At 72.1% G+C, this 20,091-nt stretch carries 21 protein-coding genes; 11 read left to right on the forward strand and 10 right to left on the reverse strand.

The genetic code is table 11. The annotated features are described in order from the left end of the window. Nucleotides 1-10 precede the first annotated feature (10 nt). Together ABD875_RS15750 and ABD875_RS15755 are read left to right on the forward strand one after the other, a co-directional pair. Nucleotides 11-1,495: a flavin-containing monooxygenase gene (locus tag ABD875_RS15750; RefSeq protein ID WP_345179549.1), complete on the forward strand. Its 1,485-nt coding sequence runs from the start codon at nucleotides 11-13 to the stop codon at nucleotides 1,493-1,495. After that, nucleotides 1,492-2,334: an SDR family NAD(P)-dependent oxidoreductase gene (locus tag ABD875_RS15755; RefSeq protein WP_345179551.1), complete on the forward strand. Its 843-nt coding sequence runs from the start codon at nucleotides 1,492-1,494 to the stop codon at nucleotides 2,332-2,334. The genes ABD875_RS15750 and ABD875_RS15755 overlap by 4 nt, the downstream gene beginning before the upstream one ends. On the opposite strand, the gene ABD875_RS15760 is transcribed toward ABD875_RS15755, so the two are convergent. Next, nucleotides 2,331-3,680, reverse strand: coding sequence for a threonine/serine exporter family protein (locus tag ABD875_RS15760; protein ID WP_345179556.1), 1,350 nt, complete (start codon nucleotides 3,678-3,680; stop codon nucleotides 2,331-2,333). The two genes, ABD875_RS15755 and ABD875_RS15760, sit on opposite strands and share 4 nt — an antisense overlap. A 38-nt stretch (nucleotides 3,681-3,718) precedes the next feature. On the opposite strand from ABD875_RS15760, the gene ABD875_RS15765 reads away from it, so the two are divergent. Beyond that, a complete protein-coding gene (locus tag ABD875_RS15765; RefSeq protein ID WP_345179560.1) occupies nucleotides 3,719-4,252 on the forward strand; it encodes a DUF402 domain-containing protein in 534 nt (177 codons plus the stop codon). A 4-nt stretch (nucleotides 4,253-4,256) separates the two neighbouring features. Then, nucleotides 4,257-5,384, forward strand: a complete 1,128-nt coding sequence (locus tag ABD875_RS15770; RefSeq protein ID WP_345179564.1) for a glutamate--cysteine ligase — start codon at nucleotides 4,257-4,259, stop codon at nucleotides 5,382-5,384. 3 nt (nucleotides 5,385-5,387) lie between these two features. On the opposite strand, the gene ABD875_RS15775 is transcribed toward ABD875_RS15770, so the two are convergent. Genes ABD875_RS15775 through ABD875_RS15785 form a run of 3 tightly spaced genes read right to left on the reverse strand, consistent with a single transcriptional unit; the run spans nucleotide 5,388 to nucleotide 7,925 of the window. After that, the gene (locus ABD875_RS15775; protein WP_345179569.1) at nucleotides 5,388-6,479 is read right to left on the reverse strand and encodes a DNA polymerase IV; all 1,092 of its coding nucleotides are present in this window, start codon (nucleotides 6,477-6,479) and stop codon (nucleotides 5,388-5,390) included. Further along, the gene (locus tag ABD875_RS15780) at nucleotides 6,476-7,573 is read right to left on the reverse strand and encodes an FUSC family protein (RefSeq protein WP_345179572.1); all 1,098 of its coding nucleotides are present in this window, start codon (nucleotides 7,571-7,573) and stop codon (nucleotides 6,476-6,478) included. Before ABD875_RS15780 ends, ABD875_RS15775 begins: the two co-directional genes overlap by 4 nt. A gap of 40 nt (nucleotides 7,574-7,613) precedes the next feature. Beyond that, entirely contained in the window at nucleotides 7,614-7,925 is a 312-nt protein-coding gene (locus ABD875_RS15785; protein ID WP_345179576.1) for a hypothetical protein, read from the reverse strand. Nucleotides 7,926-8,109: 184 nt separating this feature from the next. Between ABD875_RS15785 and ABD875_RS15790 the strand changes: the two genes are divergently transcribed. Next, nucleotides 8,110-9,516, forward strand: coding sequence for a WS/DGAT/MGAT family O-acyltransferase (locus ABD875_RS15790; RefSeq protein ID WP_345179583.1), 1,407 nt, complete (start codon nucleotides 8,110-8,112; stop codon nucleotides 9,514-9,516). Here ABD875_RS15790 and ABD875_RS15795 read toward each other — a convergent pair. From ABD875_RS15795 to ABD875_RS15805, 3 genes are read right to left on the reverse strand one after another with little or no spacing between them, the layout of a single operon-like run. After that, complete coding sequence (locus ABD875_RS15795) at nucleotides 9,509-9,952, reverse strand: VOC family protein (protein WP_345179586.1); 444 nt, start codon at nucleotides 9,950-9,952, stop codon at nucleotides 9,509-9,511. The genes ABD875_RS15790 and ABD875_RS15795 overlap by 8 nt on opposite strands. 4 nt (nucleotides 9,953-9,956) lie before the next feature. Next, nucleotides 9,957-10,793: an oxidoreductase gene (locus ABD875_RS15800; protein WP_345179592.1), complete on the reverse strand. Its 837-nt coding sequence runs from the start codon at nucleotides 10,791-10,793 to the stop codon at nucleotides 9,957-9,959. Then, nucleotides 10,790-11,956, reverse strand: coding sequence for a site-specific DNA-methyltransferase (locus ABD875_RS15805; protein ID WP_345179596.1), 1,167 nt, complete (start codon nucleotides 11,954-11,956; stop codon nucleotides 10,790-10,792). The genes ABD875_RS15800 and ABD875_RS15805 overlap by 4 nt, the downstream gene beginning before the upstream one ends. A 67-nt stretch (nucleotides 11,957-12,023) precedes the next feature. On the opposite strand from ABD875_RS15805, the gene ABD875_RS15810 reads away from it, so the two are divergent. Together ABD875_RS15810 and ABD875_RS15815 are read left to right on the forward strand one after the other, a co-directional pair. After that, nucleotides 12,024-12,755, forward strand: coding sequence for a matrixin family metalloprotease (locus ABD875_RS15810; protein ID WP_345179602.1), 732 nt, complete (start codon nucleotides 12,024-12,026; stop codon nucleotides 12,753-12,755). A 62-nt stretch (nucleotides 12,756-12,817) separates the two neighbouring features. After that, nucleotides 12,818-14,050 carry a phosphodiester glycosidase family protein gene (locus ABD875_RS15815; protein WP_345179607.1) on the forward strand — a complete coding sequence of 411 codons (1,233 nt, stop codon included), beginning with the start codon at nucleotides 12,818-12,820 and terminating at the stop codon, nucleotides 14,048-14,050. On the opposite strand, the gene ABD875_RS15820 is transcribed toward ABD875_RS15815, so the two are convergent. Further along, entirely contained in the window at nucleotides 14,047-14,445 is a 399-nt protein-coding gene (locus ABD875_RS15820) for a hypothetical protein (RefSeq protein ID WP_345179613.1), read from the reverse strand. The genes ABD875_RS15815 and ABD875_RS15820 overlap by 4 nt on opposite strands. 54 nt (nucleotides 14,446-14,499) lie before the next feature. On the opposite strand from ABD875_RS15820, the gene ABD875_RS15825 reads away from it, so the two are divergent. Further along, nucleotides 14,500-15,066: a mismatch-specific DNA-glycosylase gene (locus tag ABD875_RS15825; RefSeq protein ID WP_345179616.1), complete on the forward strand. Its 567-nt coding sequence runs from the start codon at nucleotides 14,500-14,502 to the stop codon at nucleotides 15,064-15,066. 47 nt (nucleotides 15,067-15,113) lie between these two features. Continuing rightward, on the forward strand, nucleotides 15,114-16,538 hold the full coding sequence (locus ABD875_RS15830; RefSeq protein ID WP_345179619.1) for a sensor histidine kinase: 1,425 nt from the start codon (nucleotides 15,114-15,116) through the stop codon (nucleotides 16,536-16,538). Here ABD875_RS15830 and glgC read toward each other — a convergent pair. Continuing rightward, nucleotides 16,535-17,779, reverse strand: a complete 1,245-nt coding sequence (gene glgC, locus ABD875_RS15835; protein WP_345179622.1) for a glucose-1-phosphate adenylyltransferase — start codon at nucleotides 17,777-17,779, stop codon at nucleotides 16,535-16,537. The two genes, ABD875_RS15830 and glgC, sit on opposite strands and share 4 nt — an antisense overlap. Nucleotides 17,780-17,816: 37 nt before the next feature. Here glgC and glgA point away from each other — a divergent pair, with 37 nt between their 5' ends. Both glgA and ABD875_RS15845 read left to right on the forward strand, forming a co-directional pair. Then, the gene (glgA, locus tag ABD875_RS15840) at nucleotides 17,817-19,004 is read left to right on the forward strand and encodes a glycogen synthase (RefSeq protein WP_345179625.1); all 1,188 of its coding nucleotides are present in this window, start codon (nucleotides 17,817-17,819) and stop codon (nucleotides 19,002-19,004) included. Nucleotides 19,005-19,055: 51 nt separating this feature from the next. Beyond that, the gene (locus tag ABD875_RS15845) at nucleotides 19,056-19,481 is read left to right on the forward strand and encodes a hypothetical protein (protein WP_345179629.1); all 426 of its coding nucleotides are present in this window, start codon (nucleotides 19,056-19,058) and stop codon (nucleotides 19,479-19,481) included. On the opposite strand, the gene ABD875_RS15850 is transcribed toward ABD875_RS15845, so the two are convergent. Continuing rightward, complete coding sequence (locus tag ABD875_RS15850) at nucleotides 19,482-20,027, reverse strand: GrpB family protein (RefSeq protein ID WP_345179632.1); 546 nt, start codon at nucleotides 20,025-20,027, stop codon at nucleotides 19,482-19,484. It abuts the gene before it with no gap. Between the last annotated feature and the right edge of the window lie 64 nt (nucleotides 20,028-20,091).

Below are 20,091 nucleotides of genomic sequence, written 5' to 3' on the forward strand. Positions count from 1 at the left end.
GGTCTGCCGCATGACGCACGTCGAGCATGTCATCGTCGGCGCGGGGTTCGCCGGACTCTGCGCCGCGATCAAGCTGCAGGAGGACGGCGAGCGCGAGTTCCTGGTGGTCGAGAAGGGCAGCACCGTCGGCGGCACCTGGCGCGACAACACCTACCCGGGCGCCTGCTGCGACGTCCCGAGCCAGCTGTACTCGTACTCGTTCGCCTCCCACGACTGGTCGAAGTCGTACTCGCCGCAGCCCGAGATCCAGGACTACATCGAGCGGGTCGCGCAGCGGTCGGGCACGCTCGACCGGTTCGCGTTCGACACGACGATGGAGCACGCCGCCTGGGACGCCGACGCCCAGCGCTGGGAGGTCCGGATCTCCGGCCCCGAGGGCGAGCGGACCGTCACCTCGACCACGCTGATCGTCGGCGCCGGCGGCCTCTCGGAGCCGAAGCTGCCCGAGATCGACGGCCTCGACACGTTCCAGGGCGAGCTGTTCCACTCGGCGCGCTGGGACCACGGCGTCGACCTTGCCGGCAAGCGGGTGGCGGTGATCGGCACCGGCGCCTCGGCGATCCAGATCATCCCCGAGGTCCAGCAGGTGCTGGCGTCGACGGGCGGGCACCTGGACGTCTACCAGCGCAGCGCACCGTGGGTGATCCCCCGCAACGACCGGACCTACAAGGGCGCCGAGGCCACCGCGCTCCAGCGGTTCCCGGCCCTGCGCAAGGTCTACCGCACCGGCATCTACTGGGCCCACGAGGGCTACGTGCCCGCGTTCACGATGGTGCCGAAGCTGGCGCTTCCGGCCCAGAAGGCGGCCGAGGCGAACATCGCGCTCGGCATCAAGGACCCGGCGCTGCGCGCGAAGGTGACCCCGCAGTTCGCGATCGGCTGCAAGCGGATCCTGCGGTCGAACACGTACTACCCGGCGCTCGCGGCCGACAACACCGAGCTGGTCACCGACCGGATCGCCAAGGTCACCGGCAACGCGATCGTGACCGCCGACGGCGTCGAGCGACCCGTGGACGTCATCGTGGTCGCCACCGGGTTCCACACCACCGAGCTCCCGATCACCGAGCACATCACCGGCACCGCCGGGCACACCCTGGCCGACGCCTGGCGCACGACCGGGATGGCGGCGTACAAGGGCACGACGGTCCCGGGCTTCCCGAACCTGTTCATGATCGTCGGCCCCAACACCGGTCAGGGCCACACCAGCATGGTGTTCATCATCGAGGCCCAGGTGGCCTACATCCGCGACGCCGTGCGCACGCTGCGCCGGACGGGGTACGCGGCCGTCGAGCCCAACCCAGCGGCCTTCCGGAAGTGGAACGCCGACCTCCAGCGCCGCATGAAGCGGACGGTGTGGAACACCGGCGGCTGCTCCAGCTGGTACCTCGACGACCAGGGCAGGAACACGGTGCTGTGGCCGAAGGCCACGTTCACGTTCCGCCGCCAGCTCGCGTCCTTCGACCTGGACGCCTACGACGTGAGGAAGTCAGCATGAAGGAGCTCGACCACAAGGTCGCGGTGATCACCGGAGCGGGCTCCGGGATCGGGCGCGCGCTGTCCGTCGACCTGGCCCGGCGCGGCTCGCTGCTCGCGATCTCCGACGTCGACGACGACGGTCTCGCCGAGACCGTCGAGCTCGTGAAGGCCGCCGGCGCCCGCGAGGTGCGCTCGGACCACCTCGACGTGGCCGACCGGGCCGCGTTCGCGGCGTACGCCTCCTCGACCGCGGAGCACTTCGGCCGGGTCAACCTGGTCGTCAACAACGCCGGCGTCGCGCTCGCGGGGAACCTCGAGGACCTCGAGTACCCCGACATGGACTGGATCATGGGCATCAACTTCTGGGGCGTCGTGCACGGCACCAAGGAGTTCCTGCCGCACCTGATCGCGTCGGGCGACGGGCACCTGGTGAACATCTCGTCGCTGTTCGGCCTGATCTCGATGCCCGGGCAGAGCATGTACAACGCGGCGAAGTACGCCGTGCGCGGCATGTCCGAGGCGGTTCGCGAGGAGATGCTCGTCGCCGGCCACCCCGTCGGCGTCACCGTGGTGCACCCGGGCGGCATCAAGACCGCGATCGCCCGGAACGCGCGGTACTCCGCCGTCGAGGACGGCGCGCAGACGGCGAAGTTCTTCGACGAGAAGCTCGCGAAGATGACCCCCGAGCGGGCCGCGGAGATCATCGTCAAGGGCATCCGCACCAACAAGGCGCGGGTGCTGGTCGGGATCGACGCGCACGCTGTGCACACGCTCGCGAAGGTCACCGGCTCGCGCTACCAGGACATCGTGGCGCGTACCCACCGCAAGGTGATGCCGCCGGGGACCAGCGCCGTCTAACGGTTCGACTGCGGGCGCCGCCGCGTGCGGCGCGTGGTGCGCAGCGGGCCGACCAGGCGTGGGCCCGACAACCGGCTCTCGAGCCGGTGCGCCTCGCGACGTACCGGCTGGGCGACGTACTCGCCCAGGATCACGCCGGACGCGAGCGCGAGGGCGACCGACCCTGCGGTCATCAGGGCGAGGATGCCTTCCGACGCCTGGTAGCTGTTCTCGGAGAGCAGGCTGAGACCGCGGTAGATCGAGAGACCCGGCAGCATCGGCACGATCGCCGACACGACCACGACCAGCGGGGGCACGCGCATCCGCCCGGCGACCGTGAAGCTGACCAGGCCGACGAAGAACGCGGCGAGCGCGACCGGCCACGCCGTCCGGGCGACGCTCACGCCGCCCTGGCTGATCGACTGCGAGATCACGATCGCGATCGCGGCGATCAGCGCGATGGGGGCCAGCGAGCGGCGCGGCGCGTACGACGCGAACGCGAACGCCGCGGCGCAGATCGCGGCGCCGAGCGCGACCGTCGACACGTCCCGCAGGTCGGTCACCGCCCCCGGGTCGAGCCGACCCACGTCGACGCCGATCCCCTCGGCGAACGCCAGGCCGCCGCTGACGCCCGCGATGATGCCGGCGGTCGACAGGAGCGCCTCGGTCAGCCGGGCGCCGCCGGTGACGTAGAACCCCGACAGCGCGTCCTGGAGGGCGCCCATGAAGCCGATCCCGGCGAGCAGCATGACGATGTTCGCGGTCACGACCAGCGAGGTGTCCAGGTCGTCCTGCACGGCGGCCGCGAGCACGGCGATGACCGTGGCGACCGCGCCGCCGGCGACCTGGCGGTAGAACGACGGGAGCCGGCGCCGGCCCATCCAGAGCTGGAGCCGGTCGATGCAGACCGCCGCGACGAACGCGAGCGCGATCACCACCGGGCCACCGCCGAGCAGGATCGCGACCCCCGCGCACATCACGCCCCAGGCGAGGCTGACCAGCCAGCGCGGCGTGGTGTGGCCCGACGACACGATCCGAGCGAGCCGGGTGCGCGCCTCCTTCAGCTCGACCTCACCGCGCAGCACGTCGCGCACGAGGTGGTCGACGAGGGTGAGGTCCTCGTAGTCGATGTCGCGCTGCTTGACCTGGCGGATCAGCACGTACGCCGGCTCCTCCGGGCTGAGCTGGTAGCTCATCGACAGCGACGTGAACGTCACGTCGATGTCGGCGTGCCGCACGCCGTACTGCCAGCCCACCGCCTGCATGGTCGCGGTGACGTCGGCGGCACCGGCCCCCGACGACAGCAGCAGCTCGCCGACCCGCAGGCAGAGGTCGAGCGTGAGGTTCAGCTCGCGCGCGTCCGACATGGGCGCCATGGTGGCAGCCGCCTGGTAGACAGACCACCGTGACCCCGACCCCCGGCGCCGCCGTCCGCGTGGTGATGACCAAGTGGGGCGACCGCCCGCACTGGGAGTTCGACTGCACGATCCTCGGCAGCGACGAGCACGGTGACTGGCTGGGCATCCCCGCGGGCACCACGATGGTCCGACCCGGCGCGACGTACGTCGCCCCCACCGCGCAGGTCGGCCTGGTGCCGCCGCCCGGACCGGACGCCGAGCGCGGCTGGTTGGCGACGTTCCACGACGAGGGCGGGCCGGTGCGGGTGTACGTCGACGTCACCACTCCCCCGCGGTGGGACGGGACCGTCCTGCGCGCGGTCGACCTCGACCTCGACGTGGTGCGCGGCAACACCGGGCGGGTGTGGGTCGACGACGAGGACGAGTTCGCGGATCATCGCGTCCGGTTCGGGTACCCCGACGAGGTGACCACCGCAGCCATGACCTCCTGCGACCGCGTCCACGCCGCGGTCGTGAGCGCGCTCCCGCCGTACGACGGGAGCGCGGCGGCGTGGCTCTCGCGCGTTGCTGTGGAACGCTGAGCGCGTGCGGATCGACTTCCACGCCTCCCCCGAGCCCACGCTCGGCGTCGAGTGGGAGCTCGCGCTGGTCGACCGGCGTACCCGCGACCTGCGCAACGACGCGACACACCTGTTCGCCCGGGCGAAGCCACGGCTGCCCGACCCGGACCGGCTGCACAAGGAGCTGCTGCGCAACACCGTCGAGATCGTCAGCGGCGTGTGCCGCACCGCGTCGGAGGCGATGGCCGACCTGCGCCGCACCCTCGAGGCCGTCATCCCGGCCGGTGACGACCTCGACGTCGACCTGTACGGCGCCGGCACCCACCCGTTCGCGTCCTGGTCGTCGCAGCAGCTCAGCGAGGGACACCGCTACGAGGAGCTGATCAACCGCACCCAGTGGTGGGGCCGGCAGATGCTGATCTGGGGCGTGCACGTGCACGTCGGGCTGCCCGACCGCGACCGGGTGATGCCGGTGCTCTCGTCGCTGCTGAACTACTACCCGCACCTGCAGGCGCTGTCCGCCTCCTCCCCGATCTGGGCCGGGCTCGACACCGGCTACGCGTCCAACCGGGCCCTGATGTTCCAGCAGCTCCCGACCGCCGGGCTGCCGTTCCAGTTCGAGCGGTGGGAGGAGTTCGAGTCCTACGCCGGCGACCTCATGACCACCGGCGTCATCGACGTGCTCAGCGAGATCCGGTGGGACGTGCGGCCCGCGGCCAACCTCGGCACCATCGAGAACCGGGTCTGCGACGGGGTCTCGAACCTCGACGAGCTCGGTGCGCTGGTCGCGCTCATGCACTGCCTGGTCGTCGACCTCGACACCCGGCTGGCCGCGGGCGAGACGCTGCCGACGATGCCGCCGTGGCACGTGCAGGAGAACAAGTGGCGCGCGGCCCGCTACGGCCTGGACGCGATCGTCATCGTCGACGCGCACTCCAACGAGCGGCTGGTGACCGACGACCTCGCCGACCTGCTCGAGCGGCTGGCGCCGGTCGCGGAGCGGCTCGGCTGCTCCGACGAGCTCGCCGCCGTCGCCGAGATCCCGCGCCGCGGTGCGTCGTACCAGCGCCAGCGCGCGGTCGCCGAGGCGTCCGAGGGTGACCTGGTCGCGGTGGTCGACTCCGTGGTGCGGGAGCTGCGCGACGGGCTGTGAGAGTCAGTAGCCGCCTGCGGGCTCGGTCATCTCGAGGCGGACGCCGAGGAGGCGGACCGGGCGGTCGTGGTCGACGCGGTCGAGGAGGGACACCGCTGCGTCGCCGAGGACGGCCGGGTCGTTGGTCGGCTCGGGCAGGGTGAGGCTGCGGCTGACCGTGATGAACGGCTTGAACCGGATCTTCAGGCCCACGCGGGCGGCGGGACGGCCCTCGCGGTCGATGTCGGCGACCACCCGCCGGGTCAGGGAGCGGACCTCCTCGGCCACCCGGGCCCAGTCCTCGAGGTCCTGCTGGTAGGTCTCCTCACGGCCGTGGGCGCGCGGCACCCAGGGCGAGGCGTCGACCGCACTGGTGTCGACCCCGCGGCCGAGCCGGTGGTACCACGGCCCCATCGTCGGGCCGATCTCGGCGGCGAGGACCCGGGCGTCGGAGTCGGCCAGCTGCTCGACGGTGTCGATCCCGAGCGCGGCGAGCTTCTTGCCGGTCTTGGAGCCGATCCCCCACAGGGCGGTGGTCGGCCGCTGGCCCATCACCTCGAACCAGTTCTCGGCGGTCAGCCTCCACACACCACGCGGCTTGCCGAAGTCCGTGGCGATCTTGGCGCGCAGCTTGTTGTCGCCGACGCCGACCGAGCAGTGCAGCGCGGTCGCGTCCAGCACCGCGGCGCGGATCCGCTCGGCCTGCTCCGTCGGGTCGCCGAGGTCGCCGTGCCCCTCGCCGGCCGCGACGAACGCCTCGTCCCAGCCGAGCACCTGCACCACGACCGGCACGCCGCCCCACTCCAGCCCGCGCAGCGTGGCCATCACCTCGTCGGAGGCGGCGTTGTACGCGTCGTGGTCGACGGGCAGGAACACGGCGTCCGGGCACTTGCGCGCCGCCACCCGCAGCGGCATGCCGGAGCCGACGCCGAACGCCCGCGCCTCGTACGACGCCGTCGCGACCACACCCCGCTCGGTCGGGTCTCCGCGGCCACCCACCACGACCGGGAGGCCGGCGAGCTCGGGGCGGCGCAGCACCTCGACCGCGGCGATGAACTGGTCGAGGTCGACGTGCAGCACCCAGGGCTGGCCGGGCGCGCCCTGCGCACCGGTCATCGCGGCGGCGGCAGCGCGTCGGTCGACTCGAGCTGGTCGAGCCCGGTGACCATCAGCAGGTCGACGACCACCGAGCGCAGCTGCGCGAGCACCGCCTCGGCGGCCAGCACCTCGCTGCGCTCCACCTGGCCGGTCGCGTCGCCCACCGCGAGCACCGCCGGCCGGGCCGCGACCGCCATCCGGTTCGCCGCCAGCTCGGCGGCCACCGCGTCGGCGGCGTCGGCCAGGTCGAGCGCCAGCAGCGAGTAGGACTTCGGCACCGGCCGTCGGTGGTAGGCCGCGACCGCGGTCTGGCGGACCAGCACGCGGGTGCTGCGCAGGGCCCGGTCCAGAGGTTCGACGAGGTCGACCATCCGGCGCAGGTTGTCCTTGTGCCGGACCCGGAACGGCGAGGAGTCGACCACCGACAGGCCTTCGTCGGCGGCGGACTGGAGCTCGCGGATCAGGTAGTCGGTCGACCGGGCGTCGGCCAGCAGCGACATCGCCCGCTGCGACTCACCGTCGTCCATCACCTCCCCGGCCGCCCGCAGCAGCCCGGCGATCTTGCGCATCACCACGGCCGCCTGCTCCCGCGGCCGCCGCAGCGGTGCGGCCGGGACGACGGTGGCCGCGACCAGGGCGACCAGCCCGCCGATCACCGCGTCGGTCCAGCGCAGGAACGCGTCGCCCGGGTCCGGGACCAGGGAGGCGACCACGACCGACTGCACCGCGGCCTGGGTCACGAACAGCTGGCCCGCGTCGAGCAGCAGCGCCGCGGACATCGACAGCGCGACGATCAGCCCGATCTGCCACGCGCCGGAGCCGAGCAGCACCACCAGCAGGTCGGCGAGGAACACCCCGACCGCGACGCCGACGGTCACCTCGGCGACGCGGCGCAGCCGCTGGCCGTAGGACGTGCCGAGCGCGACCACGGCCGCGACCGGGGCGAAGAACGGCGTCGGGTGGCCGAACAGGTCGGCGGCGATCAGCCAGGCGAGCCCCGCGGCGATCGCACACTGCCCGATCTGCCAGCGCTTGGAGTCCAGCCGGGCGAGGCGCGCCCGCGCGGACGTCCGGCTGCGGAGCCACGCCCGATCGAGTGGTCCCGCCTCCATGGACGCGATCCTGCCACGAACGCGGGCACGGCCGGCGCCCTCACCGGGCGTGCGCCCACTCGAGCGCCTGGCGGAGGTCGGCGAGGTCGCGGTACCACGTGCGGACCTCGACACGGCAGCGGATCCGGTCCGCGCGGAGGTCGTACTCCCCGCACTCGGCGCGGGCCTCGGAGTCGGTCGGCGGGAACAGCTCGGTGCCGTCGTAGTGTCGGATCTCGAAGCCGTTGGCGGCGTCGCCGGTCACCTCGACGATGGTGTCGCCCGGAGGCGGGTCGACGGCGGCGAGCGCGGCCGCACCGAACCCCCCGACGCAGATCCCGACGACCAGGGCGACGCTGACGAACCACTTCATGGCTGCTCCCGAGTGAGTGCTCCTGCGCCGGAGGTTCCGACGCACGAGCGACGCTAGGAGCCGGCGGCGACGTTCTCGGCCGGGCGGGGAGGTACCTGTGGATGACGCGGTCGGGACGTTCGCCTGTGGACGGCATGTGGGCCGAGCAGCCATAGTCGGCGGCACCCGACACAGAGGAGCACCCGTGGTCAACCTGATCGACCCGACCGCCGCGGCGTTCCTGCTCGCCGAGAACCGGTCGATGCCGATGCACGTCGGCGGGCTCCAGCTGTTCGAGAAGCCCGAGGGTGCCGGCCGCGACTACGGGCGCCAGCTCTACGAGTCGATGCGCGAGGTCGAGGAGATCGCGCCGCTGTTCCTCAAGCGCCCGCACCGGTCGCTGACGACCGCCGGGCAGCTGGTGTGGGTCGAGGACGAGCAGTTCGACATCGACCACCACATCCGGCACAGCGCGCTGCCGAAGCCCGGCCGGATCCGGGAGCTGCTCGACCTCTGCGGCCGCCTGCACGGCACCCGCATGGCCTGGGAGCGGCCGCTCTGGGAGGCCCACGTCATCGAGGGCCTGCGCGACGGCCGCGTGGCGCTGTACACCAAGGTCCACCACTCGCTGGTCGACGGCATCTCCGCGATGCGGCTGGTGCAGAGCACGCTCACCCCGGACCCGGACCTGCGCGAGATGCCGCCGCCGTGGGACGCCCGCACCCGCCGCGGCCGCCCCGCGCGCTCCACGTCCTCCGACGACGCCGCCGGGATCACCGAGATCTCCACCCAGGCGATGCGGACCGCGCTCGGCATCACCGCGGAGGCGGCCGGCATGCCGGGTGCGCTGATCAAGACCCTCACGCGCAGCGTCCGCAACGAGACGTCGTCGGTCTCGCTGTACGCCCCGCGCACGATCTTCAACCAGAAGATCACCTCCTCGCGCCGCTTCGCCGCCCAGGACTGGCCGATCGCGCGGCTGCGTGCGATCGGCGCGGCCACCGGGACGACGATCAACGACGTCGTGCTCGCGATGTGCGGTGGCGCCGTACGTCGCTACCTCCTGGAGCTCGACGCGCTCCCGGACACCCCGCTGGTCGCGATGGTGCCGATCGGGCTGAAGGCGAAGGAGTCGCACATCGCCTCGACCGAGGGCGGCAACGCGGTCGGCTCGGTGATGTGCCGGCTCGGCACCGACTTCGCCGACCCGCTCGACCGGCTGCTGGACATCTCCGCCTCGATGAACGCCGGCAAGGAGGCGCTCGCCGGCATGACGTCCACCCAGATTATGGCGATGAGCGCGCTGGGCCAGGCGCCGGCGATCATCGCGCCGATCCTGCGGGCGTCGGGCCTGGTGCGCCCGCCGTACAACCTGATCATCAGCAACGTGCCGGGACCGCGCAACACGCAGTACTGGAACGGCGCGAAGCTCGTCGGCCACTACCCGCTGTCGATCCCGATCAACGGGATGGCGCTCAACATCACCTGCATCTCGTACGACGGCAACCTCGGCTTCGGCCTGACCGGCTGCCGCCGGACCGTGCCGAGCCTGCAGCGGATGCTGACCCACCTCGACGCGGAGGTGACCGCGCTCGAGAAGGCGGTCAGTTGATGTCGAACTCGTTGCCCTCGGGGTCGAGCATCGCCACCGCGTAGTGGTCGAGGCCCTCCTCGGCGTTGGCGTGCAGCCGGGTCGCGCCGAGGGCGACCAGGCGTGCGGCCTCGGCTTCGACGCGCTCGCGGCGTACGTCGAGCGGCTCCCTGCGACCACCGCTGGCGTGGACGTCGATGTGCAGCCGGTTCTTCACGGTCTTCTCGTCGGGCACGACCTGGAACCAGATCCGCGGGCCCTCGCCGTTCGGGTCCGAGATCGAGTCGGCACCCAGGCCGAGCTCGTCCTCGGGGACGCCGATCGAGCGGTAGAAGTCGTCCCAGGAGTCGTGGCCCTCGGGCGGCGGCTCGAGCACGTAGTGCAGCGCCTCGGCCCAGAACCGGGCGAGCCGGTCGGCGGACCGGCAGTCGACGACGAGCTGGAAGGTCACGGGCATCGGATCACCTCAGGTACACGCGCTCGAGGACGAGGTCGAACGCCCGGTCCGGGAGCACCTGCCGGGCCAGCGGGATGACCCGGGCCCCGCGCCCGGCCGGGTAGCGGGTGCGCGGGTGCCCCACGGTGGCGGCCTTGGTGACCTTCTTGGCCACCGCTCGCGGGCCGCTGGAGAGCAGCCGGTTGTCGACGTGCTTGAGGGTCCGCGCGGCGGCGACCGCGCGCTCCTCGTACAGGCCGCCGCGGCTGGTCTCGACCAGGGCCTCGCGGGAGATCCGGTTCCACTCCGTGACGATCCCGGCGGGCCGCACGATCACCACGTCGATGCCGTACGGCCGCAGCTCCACCCGCAGGCTGTCGCTGAAGCCCTCGACCGCGAACTTCGTGGCGTGGTACCACGCGCCGAACGGCTCGTAGATCACCGCGCCGATCGAGGAGATGTTGATGATCCGGCCGCGGTGCCGCTCGCGCATCGACGGCGTCACGAGCTGGGTCAGCCGCGCCAGCCCGAAGAGGTTGACCTCGAACTGGCGCCGGGCCTCGTCGATCGACACGTCCTCGACCGCGCCGTACGAGCCGTACCCCGCGTTGTTCACGAGTACGTCGACGCGGCCGGCCTCGGCCAGGACCCGGTCGACGCCGGCGGTCATCGACTCCTCGTCGGTGACGTCCATGCGGAACGTGCGGATGCCGTCCTTCTGCAGCGGCGCCAGCTTGTCCAGCCGGCGGGCGACGGCGTACACGTCGAAGCCGGCCCGGCGGAGCCGGTAGGCGGACGCCTTCCCGATCCCGCTGGACCCACCGGTGACCAGCGCGACACGGCCCTTGCCGGAACGACTCATGGCTCGATCGTGCCGCCTCGGTCGTCGAACCCGCCACCCACCGTCTCGGCGACGGCCCGCAGCCGGGCACGGGTGATGTCGGCGACGGTGAGCAGTCCGGCGTTGCGCGCGTTCGAGCCCTCGCGCGTCGGCTCGGCGGAGTTGACGCTGATGCAGGTCCGCGTGCCGCCGTCCTCGGCGTTCTGCAGCGCGACGGCGTGGCCCGTCGTGCCGCTGCCGGCGAAGAAGTCGAGGACCACCGCGTCGTCGGGCATGGTGCCCAGGATCCGCCGGATCAGCCCGGTCGGCTTGGGCGACTCGAACACGTGGCCCACGATCGCCTTGAGCTCGGCGACCGCGGTGTCGGTGGAGCCGACCTCCTCGGCCAGCCAGACGGTGCGGAGCTTCTTGCGGCGGCCTCCCGGGGTGTCGCGGTGCAGCCAGTCGCGCTGGAACACATCGACCCGCTCGCCGCCGCGCCCCTTCACACGCCGGCACACCAGGTCGTCCGGGCGCTCGTCGATGCGCGGGCGGCTCCACCGCCACACCGCCGGCGACCCGTCGCCGAACACCGGGCTGATCTCGACCGCACCCTCGAAGGGAGTGGTCCGCACGAGCCCGCTGTCGGGGTCGCCCCACACCGAGAAGTGCAGGGTGCGCGCGGTGACCGGGTTGAACTTCTTGTTGGTGTTGCGCAGCGGGAGGTGGCGGAACCGGCGCCCGTCCGGCGCGGTCAGCGGGAAGTCCCGCTCGTCGACGGTGTCGGTCGTGGTCGCGTCGAGGACGGTGCGCCGCGCGTCGCGCGCGTAGACCAGCAGGTACTCGTGGCTGGTCGCGAACCCGCCGCCGAGCTGACGGCCCTTGGGGTTGAGGTTGACCACCACCTGGGCGAGGAAGTTCGACTCGCCGTACACCTCGTCCATCAGCAGCCGCAGGTGCGCGACCTCGTTGTCGTCGATGCTCACGAAGATGGCGCCGGTCTCGGCGAGCACCTCCCGCGCCGCCTCCAGCCGCGGCCGCATCATCGCCACCCACGCGGCGTGGCTGCCGTGGTCGTCGCGGTAGGCGAAGTCGTTGCCGGTGTTGTACGGCGGGTCGATGTAGATCAGGTCCGCGGTCAGACCCAGCCTGGGCAGCACGTCGAGGTTGTCGCCCTCGACGAACGTGTTCCACGGCCCTGTCACGGGGCGACCCTAGTGCGGGTTTCGGCGATCACCGGCGCGGAGCGCGCGCACGCCGGACAATCGAGCCGTGTTCCGCAAGCTCTCGGCGCACGGGCGGACCCGCTCGTCGCTCGTCCTCACCGTGGCGCTGACGGCGCTCGTCGTCGTGTTCAACCCGACGTCGACCGGTGAGCAGCTGCGCGGGATGCTCGGGATCGGGCAGGACCTCACGTTCACGATCACCACGAGCGGCGGCTCCGGCTACGAGTTCGCCGTGCTGCAGCCCGACGGGCTCGAGCCGGTCACGTGGGACCCCTGCCGCGAGATCCGGTACGTCGTGAACCCCGAGGGCGCGCCGTCCGGGTACGCCGAGGTCGTCACGGCTTCGGTCGCCGACATCAGCCGCGCGACCGGCCTGAGGTTCGACTACGTCGGCACCACCGACGACCGCCGTTTCAGCGACCGGAGCGGCCCGCTCGACACGACCCCGGCGCCGGTGCTGATCGGCTGGGCCACCCCTGACGAGGTCCCGGACCTCGCCGGCGACGTCGCCGGGGTCGGTGGCGCCGAGGCCGCCCACCTCGAGCGGGACCGGCTGACCTACGTCACCGGCGTGGTCGTGCTCGACCGGGACCCGTTCGCGGAGATGGGCCACACCCTGCGGCGCGCGGTCGTGACCCACGAGCTCGGGCACGTGGTCGGGCTCGAGCACGTCGACGACCCGGGCCAGCTGATGTACGCCGAGACCACGAGCCGCAGCACCCTCGGCGCGGGCGACCTCGACGGCCTGTCGATCCTGGGATCCGGCCCCTGCCGCTGAGGCCCGGTGACACGGCTCCGGAGATCCCCAACCGGGGCGGCCCGGCGCTTAGCCTTGATCAGGTGCACCTTCGCCTGACCGTCGCCGCGGCGCTCGCCGCCTGCGGCCTGCTCGCCGCCGCGCCGGCCCTCGCCGGTCCCGGTGACGCGCCCGCGGACCGGCGCCACGACGAGCAGCGCTCGCTCCACCCCCAGCACACCTCGGGCGACCAGCCCGGCCCGGTCGCGCCGCTCGCGCCGTTGTTCGGCGGGCGGTCGACCCAGACCCTGATGGCCTCCTGGCAGGTGGCCCCCGGCGTGCAGTTCCGCCAGTGGAGCCAGACCGACGCCCGTGGGCCGATCGTCGCGCACCTGCTCACGATCAACCCCCGGACACCGGGCCTCAAGATCGACTACGCCAGCATGGGCGCCGTACGCCGGACCGCGCCGGTGCCGTCGATCCTCGCCAAGAACAACGCGGTCGCCGGGGTCAACGGCGACTTCTACGACATCGGGCACACCGGCGCCCCGCTCGGCCTCGGCAAGGACCGCCAGCTCGGTCTGCTGCACGCGCGCCAGGGCGGCTGGAACAACGCCTTCTACATCGACCGCCGCGGGCGCGCCGGCATCGGCGACCTCCCGATGACCGCACGGATCCGCTTCCACCGCGACCTCACGATCACCAACCTCAACTCGCCGTTCGTGACCCCAGGCGGCATCGGGATCTACACCCACCGATGGGGCCGGACCGCCGGGTACGGCGTCACCCAGGGCCAGCGCCAGCAGGTCCGCCAGGTCACCGTGGAGCGCGGGCGCGTCGTGATGAACCGGCGCAAGCTCAGCGAGGGCACCGACATCGCCGGCCTGGTCATCATCGGCCGCGGCGACAGCGCGGCCCAGCTGCGCCGCGAGCTGCCGGTCGGCACCAGGGTGTCGGTGCAGCGCACGCTCGCGGGCGACCCGCAGATGGCGATCAGCGGCAACCGCTTCCTCGTCAGCGACGGGATCATCCACGTCGTCGACGACCGGGAGATGCATCCCCGCACCGCGATCGGCGTCGACTCCGACACCGGCGAGGTGCTGCTGCTCGTCGTCGACGGCCGGAGCAGCAGCAGCCGCGGCTACACGATGGTCGAGCTCGCGAACCTGATGATCGACCTCGGCGCCGACGAGGCGGTCAACCTCGACGGCGGCGGCTCCTCGACGATGGTCGGCAGGCGCGGCACCCGCACGCGGGTCCTGAACCGGCCGTCCGACGGCTTCCTGCGCTCGGTCGCCAACGCCATCGAGGTCACCTACACCCCGCCGAAGGGCTAACCCGCCGCCACACCCACGGTCGTCACCGGTGCGAAGCACTCCTGCAGCGGCTTCGCGACCTTCTCCGCGACGATCACGCCGTCCTGCAGGGACGCGCCCGGGGGTACGTCGCAGCCGACCGAGACCACCTGGGCGAGCACCACGTCGCCGTCGACCTTCCGCACCGCGGCGGACACGTCGGCCGCGAGCGCGTCGCCGAACTGGGCGACGTAGGCGTCCAGGTCCGCGTCGTCGCTCACGTCGGTGGGCTCCGACTCCACCCTCCCGCCTCCCGCGCTGCCCGAGACGAGGATGACCTCTGCGCTCGGCGGGTCCGGGGAGCCCTCCACCGCGGTGTCACTGCCGCAGCCGGCGATCGTCAGCAGGAGTGCGAGCGTTCCGAGAGTTCGTCGCATGGTGATCAGACGGTGCCCGGCGGGCGAGGGTTCCGAACATGGGAGGCTGCCCGGGTGCCCCGCTTCACTCGCGCCGAGCTCGAGTCCTACCGCGACGCCGAGGTCCCCGACCTGCTCGGGCCGGACCTCAAGCTGCTGTTCGTCGGCATCAACCCCGGTCTCTGGACCGCAGCGACCCGGACCCACTTCGCCCACCCGGTCAACCGGTTCTACCCGGCGCTGCTCGCCGCGGGGATCATCACCGAGCCGATCAGCCCGTCGGACGGCATGACCGACGCCGACCGCGACCGGCTGCGCGCCCGCGGGATCGGCATCACCAACATCGTGCGCCGCGCGACCGCGCGCGCCAGCGAGCTGTCCGGCGACGAGCTGCGGGCCGGCGGCGCGGAGCTCGAGGCGACGGTACGCCGCACCTCGCCGAAGGTGGTCGCGATCGCCGGGATCACGGCGTACCGCACGGCGTTCGGCCGGCGGAAGGCCGCCCTCGGCCGGCAGCCGGAGCAGCTCGCCGGCGCCGAGCTCTGGATCGTGCCGAACCCGAGCGGACTGAACGCGCACGAGACCGTCGCGTCGCTGGCGGAGGCCTACGCGGCGGCGGCGCGGGCTGCGGGCGTGATCTGAGCGCCGGAAACCTTCAGATCGGCCGCCCGGATGCCGACTCCTCCCAGGTGGAGGCACCCGACCTGTGGCAGCTGCCGGTGCAGCAGTCGCCCCTCGGCATGGCCAAGGTCGGCCTCGACGGGCGCCTGCTCGCGGTCAACCGCACGTTCGAGCAGATGCTCGGCCGCTGCGCCGAGGAGCTGATCCGCGGCCGGCTCCAGGACATCACCCACCGCGACGACGTCCACAAGGACACCACCAGCTTCCGCCGCGCGCTCGCCGGCGAGACCGACTCCTACCGGGTGCGCAAGCGCTACCTCCACGCCGATGGCCACGTCGTGTGGGCCGACGTCTCGGTGACGCTGCTGCACCACCCGGACGGACGGCCGCAGCACTTCGTGGCGCAGATCCTCGACATCACCGAGCAGCAGGTCCGCGAGGAGCAGCTGGAGGCGATCTTCGACGCGGTACGGGTCGGGCTGGTGCTGATCGGGCCGGACGGCAGGTACGTGCGCATGAACCGCCGGCACGCCCAGGCCCTGGACGTGGCCCACCCGGACGGTCACCACGGCCGGGCCGGGATCCCCGGGCAGATCTTCGCCGCCGACGGCCGGACCCCGCTCGAGACCGAGGAGCTGCCGACGTACCGCGCCATGCACGGCGAGGAGTTCGACGACCTCACCACCTGGGTCGGCACCGACGAGCAGCACCGGCGCGCCTTCATCACCTCGGCGCGCACGGTCCGCAGCCCGTCCGGGGAGCACCTCGGCGCCGCGCTGGCCTACCACGAGGTCACCGAGCTGATGCGGGCGATGAAGGTGAAGGACGACTTCGTCACCTCGATGTCCCACGAGCTCCGGACCCCGCTGACCTCGGTGCTCGGCTACCTCGAGATCCTCGCCGACAACGACGAGCTCCCGGGCACCGCCCGCTCCCAGGTCGACGTCGTGCGCCGCAACGCGCTGCGGCTCCAGTCGTTGGTGTCCGACCTGCTCGAGATCGCGCAGTTCACCGAGTCGGGTCTCACCCTGGAGCGGGCCCAGGTCGATGTCGCCCGGGTCGCCCGCGAGGCGGCGGAGGCGGCCCGTCCACACGCCGGACGCGCCGGGGTCGGCCTCACCGCGGAGCTGCCGCCCCGCGTGGTGGCGATGGTCGACGAGAAGCGGATCCGCCAGGTGATCGACAACCTGCTCTCCAACGCCGTGAAGTACAGCTCGTGCGGCGACGCCGTGCGGGTCGCGCTCAGCCACTGCGACCGAGAGCTCGAGCTCGAGGTCACCGACACCGGCATGGGCATCCCCGAGACGGACCTCCCCCACGTCTTCGACCGGTTCTTCCGCGGCTCCGGCGCGAACGTCCAGCACATCCCCGGCACCGGGCTTGGCCTGGACATCGCCGGCACCATCGTCGACGCCCACGGCGGCACGATCACCGTCGACAGCGCCCTCGGCGAGGGCACGACGTTCCGGATGCGGCTGCCGCTCGCCGGCTAGCCCGGGAAGACCTGGTCCTTGCCGAGGATCGTGAGGCCGTCCTCGACGACGAAGCCGCGGGCCCGGTCGGCGTCGAGGTCCACGCCGATCTCGGCTCCGGGCGGGACCACGACGTTCTTGTCGAGGATCGCGTTGCGCACGACCGCGCCCGGCCCGACGCGGACGCCGTTCATGAGCACCGCGCCGCTGACCTCCGCGCCGTCCTGGACGAAGACGCCCGGCGACAGCACCGAGCGGTGGACATGGCCGCCGACGACGACGGCCCCGGGCGAGAGCACCGCCTCGTCGACCGTCGCCGTCGAGCCGGCGGCACCCTGCACCACCTTGGCCGGCGGTTGGGGTCCGTACGACGTGTAGACGGGCCAGTCGAAGTTGTAGAGGTTGAAGACCGGCAGCGGCGACACGACGTCCATGTGCGCGGCGTAGTACGAGCCGAGCGTCCCGACGTCGCGCCAGTAGCCGCGGTCGCGGTCGGTCGACCCGGCGACGTCGTTGTCCTTGTAGTCGTAGACGCCCGCCTGCTGGCGGCGCACGAACGACGGCACGATGTCGCCGCCCATGTCGTGCTTGGAGCCGATCTCGGTCGCGTCGCGGGTCACCGCCTCGACCAGCGCGTCGGCGTCGAAGACGTAGTTGCCCATCGAGGCGAGCACCTCGCCGGGGCTGTCGGGCAGCCCCACGGGGTCGGTCGGCTTCTCGAGGAAGTCGCGGATCTTCGTCGGGTCGTCGGGGTGCACGTCGATGACGCCGAACTGGTCGGCCAGCTCGATCGGCTGGCGGATCGCGGCCACCGTGCAGGCCGCGCCACTGGCCGTGTGGGCCTTCACCATCTGGTGGAAGTCCATCCGGTAGACGTGGTCGGCGCCGACGACCACGACGATGTCCGGCTTCTCGTCGCGGATGAGGTTCAGCGACTGGTAGATCGCGTCGGCGCTGCCGAGGTACCAGTTCTTGCCGACCCGCTGCTGAGCAGGGACCGGCGCGACGTAGTTGCCGAGCATCGACGACATCCGCCAGGTCTGGGTGACGTGCTTGTCGAGGCTGTGCGACTTGTACTGCGTCAGCACGACGACCTTGAGGTAGCCCGAGTTGATGACGTTGGACAGCGCGAAGTCGATCAGCCGGTAGATGCCGGCGAACGGCACCGCGGGCTTGGCGCGGTCCGCCGTGAGCGGCATCAGCCGTTTGCCTTCGCCTCCGGCGAGGACGATCGCGAGGACCTTCTTCCGGGAGCTGACCATGGTCACAACCTAGTGGTCGAGGGATAGGTTCGGGGACGTGCGAGTCGACGTCCTGTCCAAGGAGTACCCACCTGAGGTCTACGGAGGCGCCGGCGTCCACGTGGCGGAGCTCGTCCGGGCCCTGCGCTCCCGCTCCGACGTCGAGGCGCACGTGCGCGCGTTCGGCGCGCCGCGCTCGGAGGAGCTGACGTCGTCGTACGCCGACCTCGCGGAGCTGGCCGGCGCGAACGCCGCGCTGCGCACCCTGGGCGTCGACCTGGCGATCGCGGACGCGTGCGCCGGCGCCGACCTGGTGCACTCGCACACCTGGTACGCCAACTTCGCCGGCCACCTCGCCGCGCTGCTGCACGGCGTCCCGCACGTCGTGTCCGCGCACTCGCTCGAGCCGCTGCGGCCGTGGAAGGCCGAGCAGCTCGGCGGCGGGTACGCGGTCTCGTCGTACGTCGAGAGAACGTCGTACGAAGCGGCCGCGGCGGTGATCGCGGTGTCCGCGGCGATGCGCGACGACGTGCTGACGTCGTACCCCTCGATCGACCCGGCGCGGGTGCACGTCGTGCACAACGGCATCGACACGGCCGACTGGGCGCCCGTCGTGGACCCGGACCGCGTGCGCGAGCTGGGCGTCGACCCCGACCGGCCGTCGGTGGTGTTCGTCGGGCGGATCACCCGGCAGAAGGGGCTGCCGCTGTTCCTGCGCGCCTGCGCGGCCCTGCCGCCGGACGTGCAGATCGTGCTGTGCGCGGGAGCTCCGGACACGCCGGAGATCCTGGCCGAGGTCGAGGGGCTCGTGGCGTCGCTGCGCGCCTCGCGCTCCGGCGTCGTGTGGATCCCGGAGATGCTGCCGCGCCGGGACGTGGTGGCGCTGCTGACGAACGCGACCGTCTTCGCCTGCCCCTCGATCTACGAGCCGCTCGGCATCGTGAACCTCGAGGCGATGGCCTGCGAGACGGCCGTCGTCGCGACCGCCACCGGCGGCATCCCCGAGGTGGTCGTCTCCGGCACCACCGGGCTGCTGGTCCCGATCGCGCAGGCCACCGACGGCACCGGCACCCCGCTCGACCCGGACCAGTACGTCGCGGACTTCGCCGCCGCGCTCACCGCCGTGGTGTCCGACCCGGCGCGGGCGGCCGAGATGGGCCGGGCCGGCCGGGAGCGCGCGATCTCGTCGTTCTCGTGGGAGGCGATCGCCGAGCGGACGGTCGAGGTCTACCGCTCCGTGCTCTGAGGCTGTGGATGAGCACCGACGGTCCCGTGCGAAGCGTGACACCGTCGTGGCATGGATGAGCCGTACCGACCCACCGTTCACACCCAGGCCGAGCTGGAGGGCGTGTGGGCTCGCCTCATGGGCCCCTGGGGCTTCGGTCGCCGCAGCATCTGGATGGTCAGGTTGGACGAGGAGCGGACCCTCCTGCCCGTCATCACCGAGATCGCGGAGTGCGACGGCTTGCCGGATCCAGAGCTGACCAGTGGGTTCGCGGATGTGCTCGCCGGGTTGGATGAAGACGGGATCGGCGGGAGCTTCGCCTTCCTGATCTCACGGCCCGGAGGATCACGCGTCCTGGACGAGGACATCATCTGGGGGCGGATGATTCTCGAGGCGGGCCACCGGGCCGGCGTGAAGCTGGAGCCGCTGCACCTCGCCACCGACGAGGCGACGTTGCCGCTCCCACCCGACGAGCTCGTCACCCGACGATCCGCCTGATCAGGCGAGTCGCCACGACCGGGCGGTGAGCATCAGCTCCGCGATCAGCGGCGCCTTGCCGGCCCGATAGCGAGGCCGGTCAGTGTCGTCGGCTGCGGCGAGCTCGCGCTTCAGCGCCGCGTAACGCTCGGCCTCGTCCCGGTGCTCGCGCAGGTAGTCGCGAAACAGCAACCAGTCCCGCCAACCCTCGGAGCTGTACTCGACCACATGCAGGTGATGAGTGCGATGCTCGACCGTCGGATGGCAGAACGACAGCTTGCGCTGCTCCTCGTCGCCAGGCTCGGGCGCGTGCCGCCATCCGGCTGCCTCGACTGCGACGAGGTCCACCTGGTCGCGATCCTCGACGACAGCAAGCATGTCGATGATCGGCTTGGCCGGAAGCCCCGGCACCGATGTCGAGCCGATGTGGTGCACCGGCACGCCGAGCACCGGCTCGAGGACGGCCCGCTGCGTCTCGAAGCCGGCCACCCACGCGGCGTCGTACGGCTGGATCACGATCCGGTCGCGGCGCACCCCGGCAGAATGACACACCGACTGTTCGGCCATTCCCTGACGTTCTCGGGCGAAGTTTCGGCCCAGAACGTCAGGTTTCCCCGGCCCACCGGGGAAA

The organism is Nocardioides caricicola (assembly GCF_039541135.1).
Taxonomy (GTDB): Bacteria; Actinomycetota; Actinomycetes; order Propionibacteriales; family Nocardioidaceae; genus Nocardioides; species Nocardioides caricicola.